Source organism: Micrococcus sp. 093350064-1, from assembly GCF_053627955.1.
Genome location: NZ_JBSEYU010000001.1, coordinates 13,007 through 35,448, shown reverse-complemented (window position 1 = coordinate 35,448; position 22,442 = coordinate 13,007). Strand labels below are relative to the sequence as shown.

The 22,442-nt window shown below is 73.5% G+C and carries 21 protein-coding genes and 1 tRNA gene; 4 read left to right on the top strand and 18 right to left on the bottom strand.

Going from position 1 to position 22,442, the window contains the following annotated elements:
• Positions 1–132: 132 nt before the first annotated feature.
• The 7 genes from ACUW6W_RS00170 to ACUW6W_RS00140 form a co-directional block, all read right to left on the bottom strand.
• Positions 133–1,755, bottom strand: coding sequence for a solute symporter family protein (locus tag ACUW6W_RS00170; RefSeq protein WP_041104224.1), 1,623 nt, complete (start codon positions 1,753–1,755; stop codon positions 133–135).
• Positions 1,752–2,126 carry a DUF485 domain-containing protein gene (locus ACUW6W_RS00165; RefSeq protein ID WP_041104222.1) on the bottom strand — a complete coding sequence of 125 codons (375 nt, stop codon included), beginning with the start codon at positions 2,124–2,126 and terminating at the stop codon, positions 1,752–1,754. Before ACUW6W_RS00165 ends, ACUW6W_RS00170 begins: the two co-directional genes overlap by 4 nt.
• Before the next feature lie 202 nt (positions 2,127–2,328).
• Positions 2,329–3,207, bottom strand: coding sequence for an HpcH/HpaI aldolase/citrate lyase family protein (locus ACUW6W_RS00160; RefSeq protein ID WP_041104220.1), 879 nt, complete (start codon positions 3,205–3,207; stop codon positions 2,329–2,331).
• A complete protein-coding gene (locus tag ACUW6W_RS00155; protein WP_041104218.1) occupies positions 3,204–3,734 on the bottom strand; it encodes a MaoC family dehydratase in 531 nt (176 codons plus the stop codon). Before ACUW6W_RS00155 ends, ACUW6W_RS00160 begins: the two co-directional genes overlap by 4 nt.
• 1 nt (position 3,735) lies before the next feature.
• Complete coding sequence (locus ACUW6W_RS00150; RefSeq protein WP_041104216.1) at positions 3,736–4,923, bottom strand: acyl-CoA dehydrogenase family protein; 1,188 nt, start codon at positions 4,921–4,923, stop codon at positions 3,736–3,738.
• Positions 4,924–4,938: 15 nt separating this feature from the next.
• Positions 4,939–7,074 carry an acetyl/propionyl/methylcrotonyl-CoA carboxylase subunit alpha gene (locus ACUW6W_RS00145; protein WP_102708376.1) on the bottom strand — a complete coding sequence of 712 codons (2,136 nt, stop codon included), beginning with the start codon at positions 7,072–7,074 and terminating at the stop codon, positions 4,939–4,941.
• Positions 7,075–7,081: 7 nt separating this feature from the next.
• On the bottom strand, positions 7,082–8,698 hold the full coding sequence (locus tag ACUW6W_RS00140; RefSeq protein ID WP_041104212.1) for a carboxyl transferase domain-containing protein: 1,617 nt from the start codon (positions 8,696–8,698) through the stop codon (positions 7,082–7,084).
• Positions 8,699–8,811: 113 nt separating this feature from the next.
• On the opposite strand from ACUW6W_RS00140, the gene ACUW6W_RS00135 reads away from it, so the two are divergent.
• Both ACUW6W_RS00135 and ACUW6W_RS00130 read left to right on the top strand, forming a co-directional pair.
• Positions 8,812–9,459: a TetR/AcrR family transcriptional regulator gene (locus tag ACUW6W_RS00135; RefSeq protein WP_044660003.1), complete on the top strand. Its 648-nt coding sequence runs from the start codon at positions 8,812–8,814 to the stop codon at positions 9,457–9,459.
• Positions 9,460–9,563: 104 nt separating this feature from the next.
• A complete protein-coding gene (locus ACUW6W_RS00130; protein ID WP_044660004.1) occupies positions 9,564–10,037 on the top strand; it encodes a GNAT family N-acetyltransferase in 474 nt (157 codons plus the stop codon).
• Positions 10,038–10,142: 105 nt separating this feature from the next.
• Here the strand turns inward: ACUW6W_RS00130 and ACUW6W_RS00125 are convergent, their stop codons facing one another.
• The 9 genes from ACUW6W_RS00125 to rpsB form a co-directional block, all read right to left on the bottom strand.
• Positions 10,143–11,570, bottom strand: coding sequence for a dihydrolipoamide acetyltransferase family protein (locus tag ACUW6W_RS00125; RefSeq protein ID WP_203552516.1), 1,428 nt, complete (start codon positions 11,568–11,570; stop codon positions 10,143–10,145).
• On the bottom strand, positions 11,567–12,622 hold the full coding sequence (locus ACUW6W_RS00120) for an alpha-ketoacid dehydrogenase subunit beta (protein WP_044659478.1): 1,056 nt from the start codon (positions 12,620–12,622) through the stop codon (positions 11,567–11,569). The genes ACUW6W_RS00125 and ACUW6W_RS00120 overlap by 4 nt, the downstream gene beginning before the upstream one ends.
• Positions 12,623–12,630: 8 nt before the next feature.
• Positions 12,631–13,785: a pyruvate dehydrogenase (acetyl-transferring) E1 component subunit alpha gene (gene pdhA, locus ACUW6W_RS00115; protein ID WP_210079232.1), complete on the bottom strand. Its 1,155-nt coding sequence runs from the start codon at positions 13,783–13,785 to the stop codon at positions 12,631–12,633.
• 155 nt (positions 13,786–13,940) lie between these two features.
• Positions 13,941–14,540 carry a DivIVA domain-containing protein gene (locus ACUW6W_RS00110; protein ID WP_010079153.1) on the bottom strand — a complete coding sequence of 200 codons (600 nt, stop codon included), beginning with the start codon at positions 14,538–14,540 and terminating at the stop codon, positions 13,941–13,943.
• 49 nt (positions 14,541–14,589) lie between these two features.
• Positions 14,590–15,426, bottom strand: a complete 837-nt coding sequence (locus ACUW6W_RS00105) for a phosphatidate cytidylyltransferase (protein ID WP_454179597.1) — start codon at positions 15,424–15,426, stop codon at positions 14,590–14,592.
• Positions 15,427–15,462: 36 nt separating this feature from the next.
• Entirely contained in the window at positions 15,463–16,020 is a 558-nt protein-coding gene (gene frr, locus ACUW6W_RS00100; protein ID WP_036314042.1) for a ribosome recycling factor, read from the bottom strand.
• Positions 16,021–16,073: 53 nt separating this feature from the next.
• A complete protein-coding gene (gene pyrH, locus ACUW6W_RS00095; protein ID WP_002857706.1) occupies positions 16,074–16,841 on the bottom strand; it encodes a UMP kinase in 768 nt (255 codons plus the stop codon).
• 208 nt (positions 16,842–17,049) lie between these two features.
• Positions 17,050–17,886 carry a translation elongation factor Ts gene (tsf, locus tag ACUW6W_RS00090; protein ID WP_010079157.1) on the bottom strand — a complete coding sequence of 279 codons (837 nt, stop codon included), beginning with the start codon at positions 17,884–17,886 and terminating at the stop codon, positions 17,050–17,052.
• Between the two features lie 103 nt (positions 17,887–17,989).
• Positions 17,990–18,892: a 30S ribosomal protein S2 gene (gene rpsB, locus ACUW6W_RS00085; RefSeq protein ID WP_036382563.1), complete on the bottom strand. Its 903-nt coding sequence runs from the start codon at positions 18,890–18,892 to the stop codon at positions 17,990–17,992.
• A 404-nt stretch (positions 18,893–19,296) separates the two neighbouring features.
• Here rpsB and ACUW6W_RS00080 point away from each other — a divergent pair, with 404 nt between their 5' ends.
• Positions 19,297–19,971, top strand: a complete 675-nt coding sequence (locus ACUW6W_RS00080; RefSeq protein WP_041105090.1) for a M23 family metallopeptidase — start codon at positions 19,297–19,299, stop codon at positions 19,969–19,971.
• Here the strand turns inward: ACUW6W_RS00080 and ACUW6W_RS00075 are convergent.
• Complete coding sequence (locus tag ACUW6W_RS00075; RefSeq protein ID WP_070708481.1) at positions 19,907–21,103, bottom strand: glycosyltransferase; 1,197 nt, start codon at positions 21,101–21,103, stop codon at positions 19,907–19,909. The two genes, ACUW6W_RS00080 and ACUW6W_RS00075, sit on opposite strands and share 65 nt — an antisense overlap.
• Positions 21,104–21,415: 312 nt before the next feature.
• On the opposite strand from ACUW6W_RS00075, the gene ACUW6W_RS00070 reads away from it, so the two are divergent.
• On the top strand, positions 21,416–22,300 hold the full coding sequence (locus tag ACUW6W_RS00070) for an NlpC/P60 family protein (protein ID WP_454179595.1): 885 nt from the start codon (positions 21,416–21,418) through the stop codon (positions 22,298–22,300).
• A 61-nt stretch (positions 22,301–22,361) separates the two neighbouring features.
• Here ACUW6W_RS00070 and ACUW6W_RS00065 read toward each other — a convergent pair.
• Positions 22,362–22,435: transfer RNA gene (locus ACUW6W_RS00065), tRNA-Ile, on the bottom strand.
• Positions 22,436–22,442: the final 7 nt, after the last annotated feature.

The following is a 22,442-nucleotide window of genomic DNA, read 5'->3' as shown; positions in this document are numbered from 1 at the left end:
TCGGTGAGGGATCCGTGCGTCACCCCGCCATGATGCCAGTCGGGCCTGGACACGGACGGGGGGCCGGCCGGACGGACGCCGCACCCCGACGTCCCGCCCCGCCGGCCCCCGTGGGACCGGGTCAGCCGCGGATCAGTGCTGCACCGGCTTCTCGGCGCCGATGCCGGTGAGGGAGCGGACCTCCATCTCGGCCTGCTTGTCGGGGTCCTCGGCGCGCGACGAGGTCACCGAGCCGAGCCAGCCGAGGAAGAAGGCCAGCGGGATGGAGACGATGCCCGGGTTCTTCAGCGGGAACACCGCGAAGTCCGCGCCCGGGATCATCGAGGTCGGCGTCCCGGACATCACCGGGGACAGGACGATCAGGATGATCGCGGAGAGCAGTCCGCCGTACATCGACCACACCGCGCCGCGGGTGGTGAAGCGCCGCCAGAACAGGGAGTAGAGGATGGTCGGCAGGTTCGCCGAGGCCGCCACCGCGAAGGCGAGCGCCACGAGGAACGCCACGTTCTGGCCCTGGGCGGCGATGCCGCCGACGATCGCCAGGACGCCGATCACCACCACGGTGATCTTGCCGATCCGCACCTCCTCCTGCGGGGTGAGCGGGTGCTTGGCGATCACGGAGCCGTACACGTCGTGGGCGAAGGACGCCGCCGCCGTGATGGCCAGGCCCGCGACCACCGCGAGGATGGTGGCGAACGCGACCGCCGAGATCAGGCCCAGCAGGATGGAGCCGCCGAGCTCGAACGCCAGGAGCGGGGCCGCGGAGTTCTGCCCGCCGGGCGCGGCCAGGATGCGCTCGGGGCCGATCAGCGCGCCGGCGCCGTAGCCCAGCACGAGGGTGAACAGGTAGAACGCGCCGATGAGGACGATGGCCCACACCACGGACTTGCGCGCCTCCTTGGCGGTGGGCACCGTGTAGAACCGCATGAGCACGTGCGGCAGGCCGGCGGTGCCGAGCACGAGCGCGATGCCCAGGGACACGAAGTCGAGGCGGGTCAGCGCGCTGGCGCCGTACTGCAGGCCCGGCTCGAGGATCGCCTCGCCCTTCGGGTTCATCTCGACGGCGGCCCCCAGCATGGCGTTGAAGTCGAAGCCGAACAGGGCCAGTGACCACACGGTCATGATCCCCGCGCCGGCGATCAGCAGGATCGCCTTGATGATCTGCACGTAGGTGGTGCCCTTCATGCCGCCGATCAGCACGTAGACGATCATCAGCACGCCCACGATCACGATCACGAGGGCCTGGCCGGCCCGGTCGTTGATGTTCAGCAGCAGGGACACCAGGCCGCCGGCGCCGGCCATCTGGGCCAGGAGGTAGAAGAGGCAGACGGCCATGGTGCCGAAGGCGGCGGCGATGCGCACGGGACGCTGCTGCAGGCGGAAGGACAGCACGTCCGCCATGGTGAACTTGCCGGTGTTGCGCAGCAGCTCGGCCACCAGCAGCAGGGCCACGAGCCACGCCACGAGGAAGCCGATCGAGTAGAGGAAGCCGTCGTAGCCGTAGAGGGCGATCGCGCCCACGATGCCCAGGAACGAGGCCGCGGAGAGGTAGTCACCCGCGATGGCCGTGCCGTTCTGGGTGCCGGAGAAGCCGCGGCCGCCGGCGTAGTAGTCGGCCGAGGACGCGTTCGTCTTGGACGCGCGGATCACGATCACGAGGGTGACCACCACGAAGGCGACGAAGATGCCGATGTTCACGGCGGGGTTGCCGACCGTCTGCGGGGCGGCCTGGAGCAGGGGGGTGAGCGCGCTCATCGCGTGGCCTCCGGGTTCTCGTGGGCGCCGGCGGCCTCGCGCTCGAGGCGCTCACGCAGCGCGGTGGCGCGGGGGTCCAGGGTCCGGTTGGAGAAACGGACGTAGGCGAAGGTGATCAGGAACGTGGTGACGAACTGGAGCAGGCCGAGGATCAGGCCGAGGGTGATGTTGCCGCCGAGGCGGATCGCCATGAACTCGGGGAAGAACGCGCCGACGATCACGAACACCAGGTACCAGACGAAGAACGCCACGGTCATGGGGAAGGCGAAGGATCGGTGGGTGCGCCGGAGCTCGATGAACTCCTCGGACTGCTGCGCGGCGCGGAACTGCGCGGCCGTGGGGACCGGCGCCGTGGGCTCGCTGGATGACATGGGCCCTCCGGGGGTGCGTAGGACGGATCAGTGTGAGACAGATCACTGTGATGACAACCACACTCTGGCGGGCGGAGGGGTGCGCCGTCAAGCGCGCCCCGGGGCCGTGCGCCCGTGTGACAGCCCCGGGGCGCAGCCGTGCGGACGCGGACGCGCCCCGACGGCACGGGGCCGCCGGGGCGCGGAGCCGCCGGGGAGCCGGTCAGGCGCTCGCCGGCCGGGGCGCGTCCGCGCGGCGCAGGACCGCGCGGGCCTGGGCGAGGACCACCTCGTCGACCATCGCCCCGTCCAGCTCGAAGGCCCCGTGTCGGCCCTCGGCCGCGGCGAGGACGCGCCGGGCGCGCTCGACGGCCTCCGGGGCGAGCGTGTAGGCGGAGCGCACGACGGGCACCTGGCGCGGGTGCAGGCACACGGTCGCGGTGCAGCCCAGGGCGACGGCGTCCTCGGCCTCGGCGGCCAGCCCGGCCTCGTCGCCGAGGTCCAGGTGGACGGCGTCCCATGCGGCCGCGCCGTGGGCGGCCGCCGCCAGCAGCACCGTCGCGCGGGCGTGCTGGACCACGGAGCGGTAGGCGCCCTCGGGGGTGCGGGAGGAGCTGCCGCCCATCGACGCCACGAGGTCCTCGGCGCCCCACATCAGCGCACCCACGTGCGGGTGGGCGGCCAGGTCGGCGGCGGCGAGGATCCCGGCCGCGGTCTCGCATAGGGCGACGACGCGGGTCTGCGGTCCGAGGGCGGCGACGACCCCGTCCACCTGCGCGGCGGACTCGGCCTTGGCGAGCATGAGCGTGCGCCAGCCCGTCCCGGCGAGCATGGCCAGGTCGGCGTCGTGGTCCGCGGTGCCCGCGGGGTTCACGCGGACCACCACGCGGTCCTCGTCCAGCGGGCCGCCGTCGACCCCGCCCGTCGCCCGCCCCGCCCAGGCCGCCGCGACGGCGTCCCGCGCGGTGGGCCGGGCGTCCGGGGTGACGGCGTCCTCGAGGTCGAGGATCACCGCGTCCGCGCGCTCGAGCGCCGTGGCGTACCGCTCGGGGCGGTCCGCCGGGGTGAACATGACGGCCGGTCCGAGGGTCAGCGCGCTCATGCCCGCTCCCCCGTGCCTGCGGCGTCGGCGGCCTTCGCCTTGGCCTCCGCGTGCGCCTGCGCGGTCCACATCAGACAGGTGCGCTGGGCGCGGACGACGACGTCGCCGTGCTGGTTCTCCCCCGTCATCGCGAACGTGACGATCCGCTGCCCCGGCCGCGAGGAGGACTCGCGGATCGCGGTGACCTCGGAGCGCCCGTAGAGCGTGTCCCCGTGGAAGACCGGCTTCGGGAACGCGATCTCCCCCAGGCCGAGCTGGGCCACGAGCGTGCCCTGTGTGGTCTGCCCGACGGCGAGGCCCACCAGGGTGGACAGCGTCAGCATCGAGTTGACCAGCGGTCGGCCGAACGGCTGGTCCGCCGCGTACGCGTGGTCCAGGTGCAGGGCCTGCGGGTTCATGGTGAGGGTGGTGAACAGGACGTTGTCCGCCTCGGTGAGCGTGCGGCCGGGCCGGTGCAGGTAGACCTGACCGACCGCCAGCTCGTCCGCGTAGCGGCCCCGCTGCTCGATCTCGACGCGTTCCGTCACGTCAGAGGCCCAGCTCGCGGGCGATCAGCATGAGCTGCACCTCGGTGGTGCCCTCGCCGACCTCGAGGATCTTGGAGTCGCGGTAGTGACGGGCAACGAGGGTCTCGTTCATGAAGCCGTAGCCGCCGAACACCTGGGTGGCGTCCCGGGCGTTGTCCATGGCGGCCTCGCCGGCGATCAGCTTGGCCATGGCGGCCTCGGTCTTGAACGGCTTGCCGGCCAGCATCTTCTGGGCGGCCTCGTAGTAGGCCAGGCGGGCGGCGTGCGCGCGGGCCTGCATGCGGGCGATCTTGAAGGACACGGCCTGGAACTGCCCGATCTTCTGGCCGAACGAGGTCCGCTGCTTGGCGTAGGCGACCGACTCGTCCACGCAGCCCTGGGCCGCGCCGGTGGCCAGGGCCGCGATGGCGATACGGCCCTCGTCGAGGATCTCGAGGAAGTGGGCGAAGCCGCGGCCGCGGGCGCCCAGCAGGTTCTCCTCCGGCACGCGCACGTCCGAGAAGTGCAGGGCGTGGGTGTCCGAGGAGTTCCAGCCGACCTTGTCGTAGGCCTTGGCCACGGAGAAGCCCTCGGTGCCGGCGGGCACGAGGATCGTGGAGATCTCCTTGGCGGGGCGGCCGTCGTGGCCGGTCCTGCCCTCCACGGTGCCGGTCACGGCGGTGACGGTGACGAGCGAGGTGATGTCCGTGCCGGAGTTGGTGATGAACTCCTTGGCGCCGTTGATGCGCCACTGGCCGTCCTCGAGCGCGGCGGTGGTCTGGGTGCCGCCGGCGTCGGAGCCCGCGCCCGGCTCGGTGAGGCCGAAGCCGGCCAGGTGCGTGCCGGCCACGAGGTCCGGCAGCCAGCGCTGCTTCTGTTCCTCGGTGCCGAACTTCAGCAGCGGCATGGCGCCCAGGGAGACGCCGGCCTCGAGGGTGATGGCCACGGACTGGTTGACGCGGCCGAGCTGCTCGAGGGCCAGGGCCAGGGCGAAGTAGTCGCCGCCCATGCCGCCGTACTCCTCGGGGAACGGGAGGCCGAACAGGCCCATCTCGCCCATCTGGGCCACGATCTCGTACGGGAACTCGTGCTGGGCGTCCAGCTCGGCGGAGACCGGGGCCACGACCTCGTCGGCGAACTCGCGGACGGTGTCGGAGAGGACCTGGTAGTCCTCCTCGAGGGCGGGCAGGGTGCGGTGCTTGGTGCTCATGGTCCTCTCCTGTTCTCAGGTGTTCTCTGCGGGTGCTGCGTGCTCGGTGGGCTCGACGACGGCGATCAACGCCTGCGCGGCCACGGCGTCGCCCTCGGCGACGTGGACGGTCACGACGCCGGCGACGGCGGCCGTGACGGGGTGCTCCATCTTCATGGCCTCGACCACCGCCAGCTCCTGGCCCGCGGCCACGGTGTCCCCGGTGGCCACGGACACGGCGACGACGGTGCCCGGCATGGGCGTGCGGGCCTCGGGGGACGCTGCGCCGGCCGGGGCACGACGCGCGGCCGCGGCCGCGCGGGCGGCCTCGACCACCTCGGCCCGGGTGAGGCGGCGGACCTGCCACGCGGCGCCGTCGCGGTGCAGCCACGCTGAGCGCGGGTCCCGCGGGTCACCGGCCAGGAGGTTGACGCCCGCCAGGCCTCCGGCGTCCTCGTCCACCTCGGCGTCGGCGGCGGGGGCGGTGAGGATGCGGTCCTCGTCCCCGACCCGGACGCGCATCCCGGGCTGCGGGGCGCCCGCGCCGCGCCAGCCGTCCGCCCGGGCCCACGCGGTGCCGGCCGCGCGGTGCTCGGCGGCGGCCGCGTCCTCGGACACGTCGGCCAGGGCCTCGGCCGCGAGCGCGGCGAGGTCCTCGGGCAGCGCGGGGGCGGTCCACGCCTCGAGGCCGTCGATCAGCTCGGTGGTGAGCCGGCCGGTCCGCACGTCCTCGCGGGCCGCGAGCTCGCGCAGCCAGCCCAGGTTGGAGCGGACGCCGAACAGCACGGTGTCCGCGAGCGCGGCGTCGAGCCGGTCCAGGGCCTCGGCGCGGTCGGCGCCACGGGCGATGAGCTTGGCGATCATCGGGTCGTAGAAGCCGGTGATCTCGGGCTGTGCGCCGTCGACGTCCACGGGGTCCACGGCGCCGGCGGCGGGGCCAGTCTGCGGTCCGGAGCCGAACGCGCGCTCCTCGGCCGGCCGGGAGGGCAGCAGGAGGGTGTCGACGCGGACGCCCTCGCCGGCGGGCTCGCGCCAGCGCAGCACCGGCCCGGTGGAGGGCAGGAAGCCGTTCGCGGGGTCCTCCGCGTAGACGCGGGCCTCGACGGCGGCGCCGTCGAGGGTCACGTCCTCCTGGGCGAAGCCGAGCGGCCCCCCCGCGGCGATGCGCAGCTGCAGCTCCACGAAGTCCAGGCGCTGTCCGCGCACCCGGACGACCTCCTCGGAGACCGGGTGCTCCACCTGCAGGCGGGTGTTCATCTCCATGAAGAAGAACTCGTCCGGGTTCTCGTCCGAGACGAGGAACTCGACGGTGCCGGCACCGCGGTAGCCCACGGACACGGCCGCGTCCACGGCGGCCCGGCCCAGGCGCTCGCGGAGCTCGGCCCCGTGCGCCAGCCCGGTCAGCAGGGGCGCGGGGGCCTCCTCGATCACCTTCTGGTGGCGGCGCTGCAGGGAGCACTCGCGCTCACCCAGGTGCACGGTGGCGCCGTGGGCGTCCGCGAACACCTGCACCTCGACGTGCCGGGGCGCGGTGATGAGCCGCTCGAGCAGCAGCGTGTCGTCGCCGAACGCCGAGCGCGCCGTGCGCCGGGCCGAGGCGAGGGCGCCGGGCAGCTCCTCGGCGGCGCGCACGGCCACCATGCCCTTGCCGCCGCCGCCCGCGGAGGGCTTGATCAGCAGCGGGAAGCCGACGCGCTCGGCCTCGGCCGTGATCTGCTCGTCGGTGAGCGTGGGGTCCTGGATGCCGGGGACCACCGGCACGTCGTACGCGGCCACGGTCTCCTTCGCGCGGATCTTGTCCGCCATCGCGTCGAGCGAGGCCACGGGCGGGCCCACGAACACGATGCCGGCCGCCTCCAGCGCGCGGGCGAAGTCGGCGTTCTCGGACAGGAAGCCGTAGCCGGGGTGCACGGCCTGGGCGCCGGTGCGGCGCGCGGCGTCGACGACGGCGTCGATGTCCAGGTACGACTCGCGGGCCGGAGCCGGGCCGAGGCGGACCGCCGTGTCCGCCTCGCGGACGTGCCGCGCGTCGGCGTCGGCGTCGGAGTGCACGGCCACCGAGCGGATGCCGAGGCGGCGCAGGGTGCGGATGACGCGCACGGCGATCTCGCCGCGGTTGGCCACCAGCACGGTGTCGAACAGGGGCGTCCCCTGGGCGTGGTTCTCGGTCACTGGTGGCTCACATGCGGAACAGGCCGAACCGGGAGTCCGGCAGCGGGGAACGGGAGATGACGTCGAGGGCCAGGGAGAGCACCCGGCGGGTCTGGCCGGGGGTGATCACCCCGTCGTCCCAGAGGCGGGCGGTGGAGTACAGGGGGCTGCCCTGGTCCTCGTACTGCCGACGGACCGGCGCCTGGAAGGCCTCGACCTCCTCGGAGGACATCGGCTCCTCCCCCGCGGCGGCCCGCTGGTCCTGCTTGATCTGCGTGAGCACGGAGGAGGCCTGCGGGCCGCCCATCACGGAGATGCGCGCGTTCGGCCACATCCACAGGAAGCGGGGTGAGTAGGCGCGGCCGCACATCGCGTAGTTGCCGGCGCCGAACGAGCCGCCGATCACCACGGTCAGCTTGGGCACGCGGGCGGTCGCGACGGCGGTGACCATCTTGGCGCCGTCGCGCGCGATGCCGCCGGCCTCCGCGTCCCGACCCACCATGAAGCCGGAGATGTTCTGCAGGAACAGCAGCGGGATGCCGCGCTGGTCGCACAGTTCGATGAAGTGCGCGCCCTTGCGGGCGGAGTCTCCGAACAGGATGCCGTTGTTGGCGAGGACGCCCACGGGGTGGCCGTCGATCCGCGCGAACGCGGTGACCAGGGTGGTGCCGTAGAGGGGCTTGAACTCGTGGACGGAGCCGCCGTCCACGAGGCGGTCGATCACCTCGCGCACGTCGTAGGGGGTGTTCACGTCCACGGGCACGACGCTGGTCAGCTCGGCCGGGTCCTTGGCGGGCTCCGCGGCGGGGGCGACCTCCCAGGCCGGCGCCTCGGCCGGGGGCAGGGTGGCCACGATGTCCCGGAGGATCTGCATGGCGTGCAGGTCGTCGTCCGCCAGGTGGTCCGCGACGCCGGAGCGCTCGGCGTGCAGCCGGCCGCCGCCGAGGTCCTCGGGCGAGACGTCCTCCCCGATCGCGGCCTTCACGAGCGGGGGGCCGCCGAGGAAGATGGTGCCCTGCTCGCGCACGATCACGGTCTCGTCCGACATGGCCGGCACGTACGCGCCGCCCGCCGTGGAGGAGCCGCACACCGCGGCCAGCTGCGGGATGCGCTGCGAGGAGAGCAGCGCCTGGTTCCGGAAGATGCGGCCGAAGTGCTCGCGGTCCGGGAAGACCTCGTCCTGGCGGGGCAGGAACGCGCCGCCGGAGTCCACGAGGTAGATGCACGGCAGGCGGTTCTCCAGGGCGATCTCCTGGGCCCGCAGGTGCTTCTTCACCGTCATGGGGTAGTAGGTGCCGCCCTTCACGGTGGCGTCGTTGCCGACCACCATCACGAGGCGGCCGTGGACCAGGCCGATGCCCGCCACGACGCCGGCGGCGGGGCTGTCCCCGCCGTACAGGCCGTGCGCGGCCAGCGCGCCGACCTCGAGGAAGGGCGAGCCCTCGTCGAGCAGCGCGTCGATGCGGTCCCGCACCAGCAGCTTGCCGCGGCCGGTGTGGCGCTCGCGCGAGCGCTCGGGCCCGCCGAGCGACGTGCGGGCGACGAGGTCGGCGAGCTCCTGCTCGAGCCGAGCGTGGCCGGCCGCGTTGCGCTCGGCCACGGTGGGCGCGGACTGCGCGGCCGGGGCCGGGGTGCTGGCGGTCATGAGACCCCCTTCAGTGAATGACGACTAACTGAACCGAGCCTCAGTGTAGTGACGATCGTCACTGACGTCGACCGGGCGCCCGGCGCGCCTCGTCTCGTCCTACAGTGGAACCCATGCCCGCCGCCGATCCCGCGTCCCCCGCCGCCCCGGCGACCCCGCCGACCGCCCGGGAGGCCGCCAAGGCCCGACGCCGGGTGGACCTGCTCGCGGCCGCGGCGCGACTGTTCGCGGCCCGGGGCTTCGACGCGGTCCGCCTCGAGGACATCGGCGCCGCGGTCGGGATCAGCGGCCCCGCCATCTACCGCCACTTCGCCGGCAAGGCCGCCGTGCTCACGGCGATCCTCGACACGGCCTCGCAGGACCTGCTCGACGGCGGGCTGGCCGCCGAGGCGCAGCACGCGCCGGGGGCGGAGACCCTGCGGGCCCTCATCGGCTTCCAGGCGGACTTCGCCCTCGCCCAGCGCGACGTGATCCGTGTGCAGGACCGCGACATGTCCGCCCTGCCCGACGGCGCGCGCACGGCCATCACGCGCACCCAGCGCGCCTACATCGACGTGTGGGCGCGCCAGCTGCAGGTCGTCCACCCCCACGAGGACCAGGCCACCGCCGTGTTCCGCGCCCAGGCCGTGCTGGGCCTGCTCAACTCCACCCCCCGCTCGGTGCGGCGCACCGCGGCCGACCGCGCGGCCCGCCGTGCGACCCTCGTGGCCATGGCCTGGGCCGCGGCCACGGCCCCCGGACCGCTGTCCGGCGAGGACTGAGCGGACGGCACCGGCCCGGCGGGCCGACGTCGTGCCCGGTGGTACGGTGGCCGGTACCCGCGACGGCGGACGCCGTCGAACCCCGCCCCGAGAGGTCCACCGCCGTGCTTCTTCGTGACGTCCGACCCGAGGATCTGGACGAGTTCTTCCTCCACCAGCAGGACGAGCAGGCCAACCTGATGTCCGCCTTCGCCCCCCGCAACCCCCGGGACCGCGGTGTCTTCGACTACCACTGGGCCCACCTGCTCGGGGACGAGGACACCGTCGTGCGGACCATCGAGCACGAGGGCCGCGCCGTGGGTGCGCTCGTGTGCATCCAGCAGGACGGCGTGGGCGAGCTGTCCTTCTGGACCGCGCAGGACTACTGGGGCCTGGGGCTGACGACCGCGGCCGTGGACCGGTTCCTGGAGGAGCACACCGCCCGCCCGCTGCGGGCGCACGTCCCCGAGGACAATGTGGGCTCCGTGAAGGTGCTCTCCCGCCGCGGCTTCGAGACCGTCGGCGAGGAGAAGGTCTTCTCCAACGCCCGTGCCGAGGTCATCACCGAGCTCGTGATGGAGCTGCCCGCCGCCGACTGAGCGCGCCCCGCGGCCCCCGCCGTGCCGGCGGCCGCACCGGCCTGCCACGACGACGGCCCCGCCTCCCGGTGCCCGGGTGGCGGGGCCACGGCGCGTCCGGGGCCGTCAGACCATGGCCAGGGTCAGACCCGGGCGGCGCAGGATCGCGCCGACGTCCGCGAGGAAGCGCGAGCCCTGCTCGCCGTCCACGAAGCGGTGGTCGAACGAGAGGGACAGCGTCATGACGTCCCGCAGGGCGATCTCGCCGCGGTGCTCCCACGGCATCCTCCGGACCTGGCCGATCGCGATGATCGCCCCCTCACCCGGGTTGATGATCGGGGTGCCCGCGTCCACGCCGAACACCCCGACGTTCGTGAGCGTGAAGGTGCCGCCGGCCAGATCCGCCGGGGACAGCCGCCCCTCGCGGGCGAGGCCCGTGAGATCGCGGATGGCGTCGGCCAGCTCCCTCAGGCTCATCGCCTGGGCGTCCTTGACGTTCGGCACCATCAGCCCGCGGGGGGTGGCGGCGGCGAAACCGAGGTTCACGAAGTTCTGCTGGACGATCGTCCCGGCGGCCTCGTCCCACCGGGCGTTGACGTCCGGGGTGCGCTCCATCGCCACGAGGCACGCCTTGGCGGCGAGCGTCATGGGCGTGAGCTTGACGTCCCGGAACTCGCGGGAGGCCTTGAGCTCGGCGAGCAGCTCCATGGTCTCGGTGACGTCCACCTGCAGGAACTCGGTCACGTGCGGGGCGGTGAACGCGGACTGCACCATGGCCGCCGCGGTCGCCTTGCGCACGCCCTTGACCGGCACGGCCTCCGTGCGCGGGCGGCCGCCCAGGGTGCGGACGCCCCCGGTCGAGCCCGACTCGGCGCCGGACTGCGGCGGCGCCGCCGCGGCCGCGGGCTGCCCGCCCCCGGCCAGGAACGCCTCGACGTCCGCGCGGGTGATGACCCCGCCCACACCCGTGCCGGTGACCTGCTCCAGATCCACGCCCGCGCGGCGCGCGTACAGGCGCACGGGCGGAGTGCACCGGGGTCGCTCGCCCGGGGCCGGCTCGTGGGCCGCGTCCGCGCGGTCCGGCTCGGCGGCCTCGGGCTGCGGGCGCCCGGCGCCGGCGGGGGCCGCCTCCGACGTGGACGGCGCCTGTCCGCGGGCGGGCTCGCCCGCCGGGGCGGCCGACGTCGCCGGGGCCGCGGAGCCGCGCCGCGCACGGCGGCCGGGCTTGCCGGTGTCCGGCGCGGCGCCGTAGCCGACGAGGGTGGGCACGCGGCCGTCACCCTCGGCGGGCCCGCCGACGTCGGACTCGGCGCCCTCGAGGGTGAAGGTCACCAGGGGCGCACCGACCTCGAGGGTCTCACCCTCGGCGCCGTGCAGGGCCGCGACGACGCCCGCGAACGGGCTCGAGACCTCGACCACGGCCTTGGCCGTCTCGACGTCGGCGAGCACCTGGTTCACGCTCACCGCGTCGCCCTCGGCCACGCGCCACGTCACGATCTCGGACTCGGTCAGGCCCTCGCCGAGGTCGGGCAGGCGGAAGGTCTTCTGGCTCATCGGGTCTCCTCCCCGGCGTTCTGGGCCGCGAGGAACTGCTCGGCGGTCTCGGGGGCGGCGAACGCGTCCACGGAGTCCAGCGAATTCGGTCGGCCCAGAGCACGGTCCAGGCCGTCGAGGATGCGGTCGAGGTCCGGCAGGTGCAGGTGCTCGAGCTTGGACGGCGGGTAGGGCACGTCCATGCCGGTGACGCGCACCGGCGGGGCCTCGAGCCAGTGGAACGCGCGCTCGGCCACCGTGGCCACGAGCTCGGCGCCGAGGCCGCCGGTGCGGGAGGCCTCGTGCGCCACGACGAGCCGGCCGGTGCGCCGCACCGAGGACTCGACGAGGCCGGTGTCCAGCGGGGACAGGCTGCGCAGGTCGACCACCTCGACCTCGACGCCCTCCTCGGCCGCCACCTCGGCGGCCTGCAGGGCGGTCTTCACGAGCGGGCCGTAGGCCACGAGCGTGGCGTCACGGCCCTCGCGCAGGATGCGGGCCGGGCTCATCGGCGGGATCGCGACGTCCAGGTCCACGTCGCCCTTGTCGTGGTAGCGACGCTTGGGCTCGAGGTAGACCACCGGGTCCTCCGAGGCGATCGCGGCGCGGATGAGGTCGTACCCCTCCTGTGGGGAGGACGGGGAGACCACGCGCAGGCCCGCGGTGTGCAGGAAGTAGGCCTCGGGCGACTCGGAGTGGTGCTCCGGGGAGCCGATGCCGCCGCCGAAGGGGATGCGGATGGTGACCGGCATCGGCACGGCGCCGCGGGTGCGGGCACGCAGCTTGGCCAGGTTCGCCACGATCTGGTCGAACGCCGGGTACACGAAGCCGTCGAACTGGATCTCGACGACGGGCCGGTAGCCGCGCATCGCCAGGCCGATGGCCGTGCCCACGATGCCGGACTCGGCCAGCGGGGTGTCGAGCACCCGGTCCTCGCCGAACTCGGCCTGCAGGCCGTCGGTGATGCGGAACACGCCGCCGAGGGCGCCGATGTCCTCGCCCATGAGCAGGACCTTGGGGTCGTCGGCCAGGGCACGGTGCAGGCCGCGGTTGATCGCACGGCCGAAGGTCATGCGCTCGCTCACGCGCCCGCCTCCTCGTCGTCGAACTGCTGCAGGTAGAGGGCGTGCTCGCGGCGCTGCCGCTCGAGCTCCTGGTGGGGCTCAGCGTAGATCTCGTCGAAGAGCCTGTCCGCGCCGTCCTCCTCGAGCGCCTCGAGGGCGCGGCGGACCTCGGCCGCCAGCTCGTCGGCCTCGGCCTGGGCCTGTGCGAGCACGGCGTCCACGTCCACATCGAGGGTGCGCAGGTGCGCCTCCACGCGGGTCAACGGGTCACGGGCCTTCCAGGCCTCGAGCTCGGCGTCGTCCCGGTAGCGGGTGGGGTCGTCCGCGGTGGTGTGCGGGCCCATGCGGTAGGTGACGGCCTCGATGAAGGTGGGACCGCCCCCGTCGGCCGCGCGCTCGACGGCGGCGCGGGTCGCGGCGAGCACGGCCAGGACGTCGTTGCCGTCCACGCGCATCGACGGGATGCCGAAGCCCCACGGGCGGTCCGCGATGCTGCGGCGGGTCTGCAGGCGCACGGGCTCGGAGATGGCCCAGTGGTTGTTCTGGCAGAAGAACACCACGGGCGACTGGTACGAGGCGCTGAAGACCATGGCCTCGTTGACGTCTCCCTGGCTCGTGGCGCCGTCGCCGAAGTAGACGATCGTGGCGAGGTCCGCCTGGTCCCGCTGGACGCCCATCGCATAGCCGACGGCGTGCAGGGCCTGCGCGCCGATGATGATCTGCTGGGTGGCCACCCGCGTCTCGTTCGGGTCCCAGCTCGAGAACGTGGAGCCGCGCCACACCCGCAGCAGGTCCAGCGCGGGGACGCCGCGCAGCAGGGCCACGCCGTTCTCGCGGTAGGACGGGAAGACGAAGTCGTCCGGGCGCAGCGCGACGGCGGAGCCCACCTGGGCGGCCTCCTGGCCCAGCAGCGGCGGCCACAGGGCCAGCTCGCCCTGACGCTGCAGGTGCGTGGCCTCGACGTCGAGGCGACGGACCACGGCCATCTGGCGGTACAGCGCGGCGAGGGCGTCGGCGTCGACGTCCTCGATCCACGGGTCGAGCTCCGGCTGCGGACGGCGGCGGCCCTCCGCGTCGAGCACCTGGAGCATCACGGCCTCGGCCGGGCCCGCCGGGGGCGGAGAGCCGGCGGACTGTCCGCCGGTGGGACGGGTGTGGTCCACGAGGGTCACTGGACTGCCTTCCGATCGACGCCCACGGTGCGGGGCGAGGGAGTTGTACGCATGCGCGAGCAGGGGTGGAGCGCGCGGCGTCTCGGTGGTGTGATTGTAATCACTTCAGTGTGATCTGCGCCACTCTCCCGGGGCCGCCGCGCGAGGGCCGGGTGTCAGGCGCGGCGCAGCAGCACGTCGACGGCGGCGTCGAGGTAGGCGTCGACCTGGCCCTCCTCGTAGCCGGCGGCACCCTCGGCCTCGCCGAACGCCGCGCGGCGCACGTCGTCCGCGGTCAGCCCGCCTTCGGCGTCGGGATCCGTCGAGTCCTCCGCACCGGCCAGGGTGACGCGCAGGCGGTCCACGAGCGCGTCCACCTGGTCCACGTCGTAGCTCACGGCGTCCGCGCGGGAGGGGCGGCGGAAGCGCTCCGCCGGGGCCCGGTCGGCACGGGCCACGAGCTCGGCCACGCGCTCCTCGAGGTCCGCGGCCCAGTCCTCGTCCCCGCGCTCGGCGACGAAGGCCTGACGCTCGGCGGCGGCCAGCTCCTCTTCGAGGCGGTCCAGCTCGTCGTCCACCTCGTCCGTGGCGTAGCCGCCGTTGACGGTCGCGAAGCGGGCCTGGCGCACCTCCTCCGCCGTCAGCGGGGCACCGCCGTCGCGTGCCTCACGGGCACGCGCCATGAAGGCGTCCACGTGGGTGGTCTCGTAGCCGATCTCGTCCTGCTCGACGAGCTCGAAGACCGGCTCGGCGTCCGGGGTGGTGCGGGGGGTCATGGGCGTCTCCTGCGGTGCGGGTCCCGGACGTGCCGGGTCGAGGGGTGGATCAGGTCAGGGGCAGCGCCAGCACGGTGTAGGCCACCGGCGAGGCGAACACGAGGGAGTCCAGGCGGTCCATCACGCCGCCGTGGCCGGGCAGGGCGGAGGACATGTCCTTGATGCCGAGCTCACGCTTGACCATGGACTCGGAGAAGTCCCCCGCGGTGGCGGCGGCGACGGTGGTCACGCCGAGGACGGCGCCGATCCACCACGGCTGGCCGACCAGCAGGGGGACGGCGACGACGCCCACCAGCACCGAGCCCGCCAGGGAGCCGGCCAGGCCCTCCCAGGACTTCTTGGGGCTGATGCGCGGGGCGATCGGGGTGCGGCCGAGGCGGTAGCCCACGATGTAGCCGAACGTGTCGTTGGAGACCACCATCAGCAGCAGGATCGCCACCATGCGGTGCCCCAGCGGCTCGTCCAGGAGCGCCGCGGCGAAGGAGAGCAGGAACGGCGCCCACAGCACGATGAACACGCCCGCGAGCATGAACTGGCCCGCCGGGCGCCGGCGCGTCAGCGCCGTCCACACGGCTACCAGCGCCAGGCATGCCACCAGGGCGATGAACAGCGCGGGCACCCCCCACCGCCACGCGGTGAGCGGCAGGACCGCCGCGGCCACCCAGAGCGGGGGCCGCGGCACGTCCAGGCCGATGCCGCGCACCACCGTCGCGATCTCGGACACCGCGCCGACCAGCAGGGCGACCACGAGGAGGACCAGCAGCCAGTCGAGCCAGAAGAGGCCGACCAGGGCCGTCGCCAGCAGCCCCACCCCCACGAGGACGGCGGACTTGAGGTCGCGGCCGCCGCGCGGAGGTGCGGGCGAGGTGGACACGGCGGAGGTCATGGGGAGGTCATGGGGCGAGCGCGGACGGCGGGAGGCTCAGACCTCCAGCAGCTCCTGCTCCTTGTTCTTGGCCATCTCGTCGATGAGCTCGACGTGGCGTTTGGTGAGCGCGTCCAGCTCCTTCTCGCCGCGGGCGCCCTCGTCCTCGCCGACCTCGCCGTCCTTGACGGCCTTGTCCATGGCCTCCTTGGCCTTGCGGCGGGCATTGCGCACGGAGATCTTGTGCTCCTCCGCCTTGGACTTGACCAGCTTCACGTACTCCTTGCGGCGCTCCTCGGTCAGCTCCGGCATCACGATGCGGATGACCTTGCCGTCGTTGGACGGGTTCGCGCCGACCTCGGACTCGGACAGCGCCTTCTCGATGTTGCGCAGGGCCGACTGGTCGAACGGGGTGATGAGCAGCGTGCGGGCGTCCGTGGTGGTGAAGGACGCCAGCTGCTGCAGCGGGGTGAACGAGCCGTAGTAGTCGACCATCACCTTGGAGTAGAGGCCCGGGTTGGCGCGGCCGGTGCGCACGGAGGCGAAGTCCTCACGCGTGGCCTCGATGGTGCGGTCCATCTGCTCTTCGGCGGACTGCAGGGTCTCCTGGATCACGGTGTCTCCTCGGTGTGGTGGAACAGGTCTGCCGCCATCCTACGCGGCGCGCCTCAGACGGTGACGGTGGTGCCGATCGGCTCGCCGAGCAGGGCGCGGGTCACGTTGCCCGGGCCCTCCATGCCGAACACGCGCATGTCCAGGTCGTTGTCCTTGCACATGGTCATGGCGGTCAGGTCCATCACGCGGATGTTCCGCAGCAGCGCCTCGTCGTAGGTCAGGTGCGTGAGACGCTCGGCGGTGGGGTCCTTCTTGGGGTCCGCGGTGTAGACGCCGTCCACGCCGGACTTGGCCATCAGGACCTCGTCCGCCCCGACCTCGAGGGCACGCTGGGCCGCCACGGTGTCCGTGGAGAAGTAGGGCAGGCCGGTGCCTGCGCCGAAGATCACGACGCGGCCCTTCTGCATGTGGCGGATGGCGCGCAGCGGGATGTAGGACTCCGCCACCTGCTCCATGTGGATGGCGGACTGCACGCGCGTGGTGACCCCGGCCTGGATGAGGAAGTCCTGCAGGGCCAGGCAGTTCATCACGGTGCCGAGCATGCCCATGTAGTCGGCCCGACGGCGGTCCATCCCGTTCTCGGACAGCTCGGCGCCACGGAAGAAGTTGCCGCCGCCGACGACGATCGCGATCTCCACCTGGTCCGCCGCGGCGGCGATCTGCTCGGCGATGCCGCGGACGGTCTCCGGGTCCACGCCGATCTTGCCGCCGCCGAACACCTCGCCCGAGAGCTTGAGGAGCACGCGACGGCGGCCGGTGTCGTCCGAGGTCTGCGGGGCGTGGGCGGTGGTCGGGTCCTCGGGGGCGCGGTTCGTCTCCATGGGAAGCATCTCCTGGTCGGTGGGGGGTCGGGCCGGGGACGGCCGTCCCGGGGGCGGACACGCGGACGGGGTGGCCGCCCGGTCGGGGCGGCCACCCCGTCATGCGATGGTCGTCGGCGCCATCCGGCGCCGGAGTGGACCTCGGGTCGCTCCCGATCCTACGCCCCCGCGGGGCGTGGACCGGGAGCGGCCGGTCCGGGTGCGGCGGTCAGTTGCCGACGCGGAAGCGGGCGAACCCGGTGACGTTGGTGCCGGCGTCGGAGGCGACCTTGCCGACGGTCTGCTTCGGGTCCTTCGCGAACGGCTGGTCCACGAGCACGATCTCCTTGAAGAAGCCGGTCAGGCGGCCCTCCACGATCTTCGGCAGGGCCTGCTCCGGCTTGCCCTCGGCACGGGCGGTCTCATCGGCGATGCGACGCTCGTTCTCGACGGTCTCGGCCGGCACGTCCTCACGGGTGAGGTACGTGGGCGAATAGGCCGCGGTGTGCACGGCGATGTCGTGCGCGGCGGTCTTGGCGTCGGCGGAGTCGGCGTCCACGGCGAGGAGCACGCCCACCTGGGCCGGCAGGTCCTTGGAGGTCTTGTGCAGGTAGGCGTCCACGAAGGCGCCCTCCACGCGGGCCAGGCGGCGCACGGCCACCTTCTCGCCCAGCAGGGCGCCCTCCTCGGTCACGTAGTCGCCCAGGGTGCGGCCCTCGTAGTCGGAGGCCAGCAGGCCGTCGACGTCGGTGGCGCCGGAGGCGACGGCGGCGCGCAGCACCACGTCGCCCAGGGCGATGAACTTGTCGGCCTTGGCCACGAAGTCGGTCTCGCAGTTGAGCTCGATCATGACGCCGACGCCGTTCTCGACGGTCGCGGCCACGAGGCCCTCGGCGGCGGAGCGGCCCTCGCGCTTGGTGGCGCCCTTGAGGCCCTTCACGCGGATGATCTCGATGGCCTTCTCGGCGTCGCCGTCGGCCTCGTCCAGAGCCTTCTTCACGTCCATCATGCCGGCGCCGGTGCGCTCGCGCAGGGCCTTGATGTCAGCAGCGGTGTAGTTCGCCATGCTCGTTCGGTCCTTCCCGTGGTGTGGGTTGTGCGGGATGTTCGGGGTCTGATCCGGTCCGTCGGCCCGGCCGGGTGGGGCCGGGCCGACGGGCCGGCCGGGATCACTCGCCCTGCGGGGCGGCCTCGGCGGCGGGGGCCTCGGCCTGCTCGGCCGGCGCCTCGGCGGCGGGGGCCTCGGCCTGCTCGGCCGGCGCCTCGGCGGCGGGGGCCTCGGCCTGCTCAGCCTGCTCGGCCTGCTGGGCGTTGTGCTGCTCGAGCAGCTCGCGCTCCCACTCGGCCATCGGCTCGGCGGCCGCCTGGCCGGACTTGCCGCCCTGACGGGCGATCAGGCCCTCGGCGACGGCGTCCGCGACCACGCGGGTCAGCAGGTTCACGGAGCGGATGGCGTCGTCGTTGCCCGGGATCGGGTAGGCGACCTCGTCCGGATCGCAGTTGGTGTCCAGGATGGCGACGACCGGGATGCCGAGCTTCTGGGCCTCGTCGACGGCCAGGTGCTCCTTCTTGGTGTCCACGACCCACACGGCGGAGGGGGTCTTGGCCATGTTGCGGATGCCGCCGAGGTTGGCCTGCAGCTTCTCGAGCTCACGGTTGAGCAGCAGCAGCTCCTTCTTGGTGAACTGCGAGCCGGCCACGTCCTCGAAGTCGATCTCCTCGAGCTCCTTCATGCGCTGCACGCGCTTGGAGACGGTGGAGAAGTTGGTCAGCATGCCGCCGAGCCAGCGGTGGTTCACGTAGGGCATGCCCACGCGACCGGCCTGCTCCGCGATGGCCTCCTGGGCCTGCTTCTTGGTGCCGACGAACAGGATGGTGCCGCCGTGGGCGACGGTCTCCTTGACGAACTCGTAGGCGCGGTCGATGTAGGACAGCGACTGCTGGAGGTCGATGATGTAGATGCCGTTGCGCTCGGTGAAGATGAAGCGCTTCATCTTGGGGTTCCAGCGGCGGGTCTGGTGGCCGAAGTGGACACCGGAGTCGAGGAGCTGGCGCATGGTCACGACGGGCATGACGTTCCCTTCTGTGGCAGCCGTGGCACCCCGCGCTTCACGCGCGGGCGGTCTGCCGGTCGATTTCTTGACGGTTGGCGGCCGGCCCGGTCGGGCGGCCCCTGGCACCACGACGGCGGGCTGCCGGGCCCCACGAGCACCCGCGCCGACGTCCTCTCCAGGAGGACGGCGGGGACGGGACCGAGCGTGGGGGCTGGGCCGCTGAAGCGACCCACCGCGATGCGCGGAGTCGGCGTCCGGGGCACAGCACAGGGCCGGCCACAGGACACCGCTGAGGTGAATCCTACCCCAGGTGGGCGCCCGCTCCCATCGCCGACTCCTGCACAGGGGCCGGTGCGGCGGGCGCTCTCCACGATGGGACTGCGGGCCTGCCACGCGGCCGCCCGGAACGCCAGGCTGACGCCATGACCCCTCGCACGCTCCTCCCCCGTCCGCTCCCGCGTCCGCGCATCGCGGGGTGCGTCGCGGCAGCCCTGCTCGCCTGGCTCGTCCTCGCCCTGGGGATGGGCGACCTCGGCCCCGTGTCCCGGGCCACGCCCGCACCGTCCACGCGTGACGCGCTGCTCCTCGTCGCGGCGTCCCCGGCAGGTCCGGGCGCGACGGCCGCGCCGGTCGCGTGGCACCCGCCCGTCGCCGGCGCCGCCCCGGATGACGTGCTCCGCGCGTTCGTCGCACCCGAGCGACCGTGGAGTCGGGGGCACCGGGGCGTGGACCTCGCCGTGCAGACCGGGGCTCCGATCCAGGCGCCGGCGGCGGGCCGGGTCGTGTTCGCCGGGGTCGTGGTCGACCGCCCCGTGCTGACCCTGGAGCACGAGGACGGGACCCGCAGCTCGCTCGAGCCGGTGGAGGCGGATGTCGCCGTGGGGGCCGTCGTCGCCGCGGGCGACCCGGTGGGGCGACTGGCCGGGGCGCCACCGCACTGCACGCGCGCGTGCGTGCACTGGGGCGTGCGGGAGCCCGACGGCTGGCGTGTGGGGGAGGCGGCCTTCGACCGCTACCTCGACCCGCTGGTGCTCATCGGGTGGAGCGGCCCGTCCGTGCTCTGGCCGCACGCCGCGCCACACCCAGCGCGGCCGTGAGGTCCAGGAGCCGGCGGGCGGACTCGTCCCAGCTGAACCGGGCCGCCTGGGCGACGCTCGCCCGGGAGGCCACGGCGAACTCGGCGGGATCCTCGAGCTCCCGCACGCGGGCGGCGAGCGCGGCCGCCCGGTCCCCCTCGAGCGGGACACCCCGGAAGGACGGGGTGCCCGCGCCGGCGATCTCCCGGAAGATCGGCAGGTCCGAGCACACCACCGGCGTGCCATGGGCCATCGCCTCGGCCACGGGCAGGCCGAAGCCCTCGGCGCGGGAGAGGGTGACGGCCGCGGTGGCCCGGCGGAGCAGGCGCACGTACTCGGCCTCGTCGGTGCCGTCGTGGAACACCACGTCTGCGCCGTCGGCCCCTGCGACGGCGCGACGCTCGGCCAACCGGTCCTCGAGCTGCCCGCGGCGCTCCGGGCTGATGCGGGAGAGCAGGTGCAGCGTGTAGCCCGGCAGCAGCGGCGCGGCGGCCACGAGGGACTCGACGTCCTTGTAGTCCATGAACGAGCCCATGTAGAGCAGCGTGCGCTCCGGGGTCTCGTCCGGGTCCCGCGGCTCCGGGACCGCCTGCGCCGCGTTCGCGACGACGTGGACCGGACGCCGGGTGAGGCGGTGCCGGGCGATGAGCTCCGCCGTCGTCCGGGAGACCGTGGCGACCGCGTCCGCGCGGTCGAGCAGGAGCCGCTGCGGGATCTTGGTCAGGTGATAGGCCCGCCAGAGCCAGCGGATCGGCTCGGACAGGTTCCGCGGCGGGGTGCGGTGCTCGTAGTAGATGAGGTCGTGGAGCGTGAGGATCAGGGCGTAGTCCCGCCCCCACGACCCCATGGTCTGCATGGGCGAGAAGACGACGTCCGGTCGCAGACGCGCGACCTGACGGGCCACGAACGGCTCGCGTGGGGAGGTGGGGCCGGAGACGAGGTGCCACGGCACGCCGTCCGGGAGCAGGGCCAGCTGTCGTTCGTCCGAGATCAGCATCGCGACCTCGACGTCAGCCCCCGCCGGGCCCGGTGCGGCGGCCCGGCGGGCGACCGCCTCGAGGAGGCTCGCGCCGTAGCGGGAGATGCCGTCGTGGAAGTCGGTGCGGGTGTAGCGGGCGTCCATCAGCAGGCGCAGGGGGCGGGAGGGGCTCACCCGGACCACGCTAGCGCCGCGCCGGAGCGGGGCGGGGACAGCCGCGCGCGGAGGGTGTCGAGCGGGGGGTGTCGAGCACCGAGCGGCCACCTGGACGACATCCGAATTTCTGATTGCGTTTCGATAACGATCGTGTATCTTGATCACGGATCGGTTACGACCGGTCCGCCACACCGGGGCTTCCTCCGCATCCGCGCGTACCCGGTCATCCGCACTGCTCGTCAACTCGCACCCGCGGTCCGGCCTCGTTCCGGGCACCGCCCCGAGGCACCACCCTCACGGGCCGCAGGTCCTGTCCGGGAAGAAGATCTGATGTCTGTGACCTCCCCGCACGCCGCCGCGCGTCGCGCCCCCCGCACCGCCGCCGCCTCCGTGGCGCTCGCCCTGGGCGCCGCCGCCCTGACCGGCGTCGGCACCGTGTCCGTCGCCGAGACCGCCCAGGCCGCCGAGACCACCTACACCGTCCGCTCCGGCGACGGCTGGTGGATCATCGCCCAGCGCACCGGCGTCTCCATGTCCAGGTTGCAGTCGCTCAACGGCATGACCGCCGCGACCGTGCTGCATCCCGGCATGGTCCTCAAGACCTCCGGCACTGCCACCCCGACCCCGGCCCCGGCGCCGTCCACCTCGGGCTCGACCTACACCGTGCTGGCCGGCGACGGCTGGTGGATCATCTCCTACCGCACGGGGGTGTCCGCCTCGATCCTGCAGTCCATCAACGGCATGAGCTCCTCGACCATGCTCCACCCGGGGATGGTCCTGAAGACCACCTCGGTCTCCACCTCCAGCGCCCCCGCCGTCGCCCCTGCGCCGGCGCCCGCGTCCAAGCAGGCTGCCGTCGACTACGTGCGCTCCGCCGTCCGGAACCCGTCCTCCTATTACGTGTGGGGCGGCAACGGCCCCTCCGGCTTCGACTGCTCCGGCCTCACCCAGCAGGCCATGGCCCGGGCCGGCATCTCCATCCCGCGCCGCGCCGGCGACCAGTACCTCGCCGCGAAGTCCTACGTGCCGATCTCCCAGGCCCAGCCCGGCGACCTCGTGTTCTATGCGAACCAGTCCACCGGCCGCATCTACCACACGGCCATGTACACGGGCGGCGGCCAGCTCGCCCACGCCCTCAACGAGGACGCGGGCCTAGTGTTCACCTCCACGACGATCATGAAGTCCGACATGCTCGCGGTGGCCGCCCGCTACTGAGCACCGGCACGACGACGGCCCCCGGCCCGCGCCATACCGCGCGGCCGGGGGCCGTTTTCTGTAGGGCGTGCGGGACTTGAACCCGCGACCCAGGGATTATGAGTCCCTTGCTCTGACCGACTGAGCTAACGCCCCTCCCCCG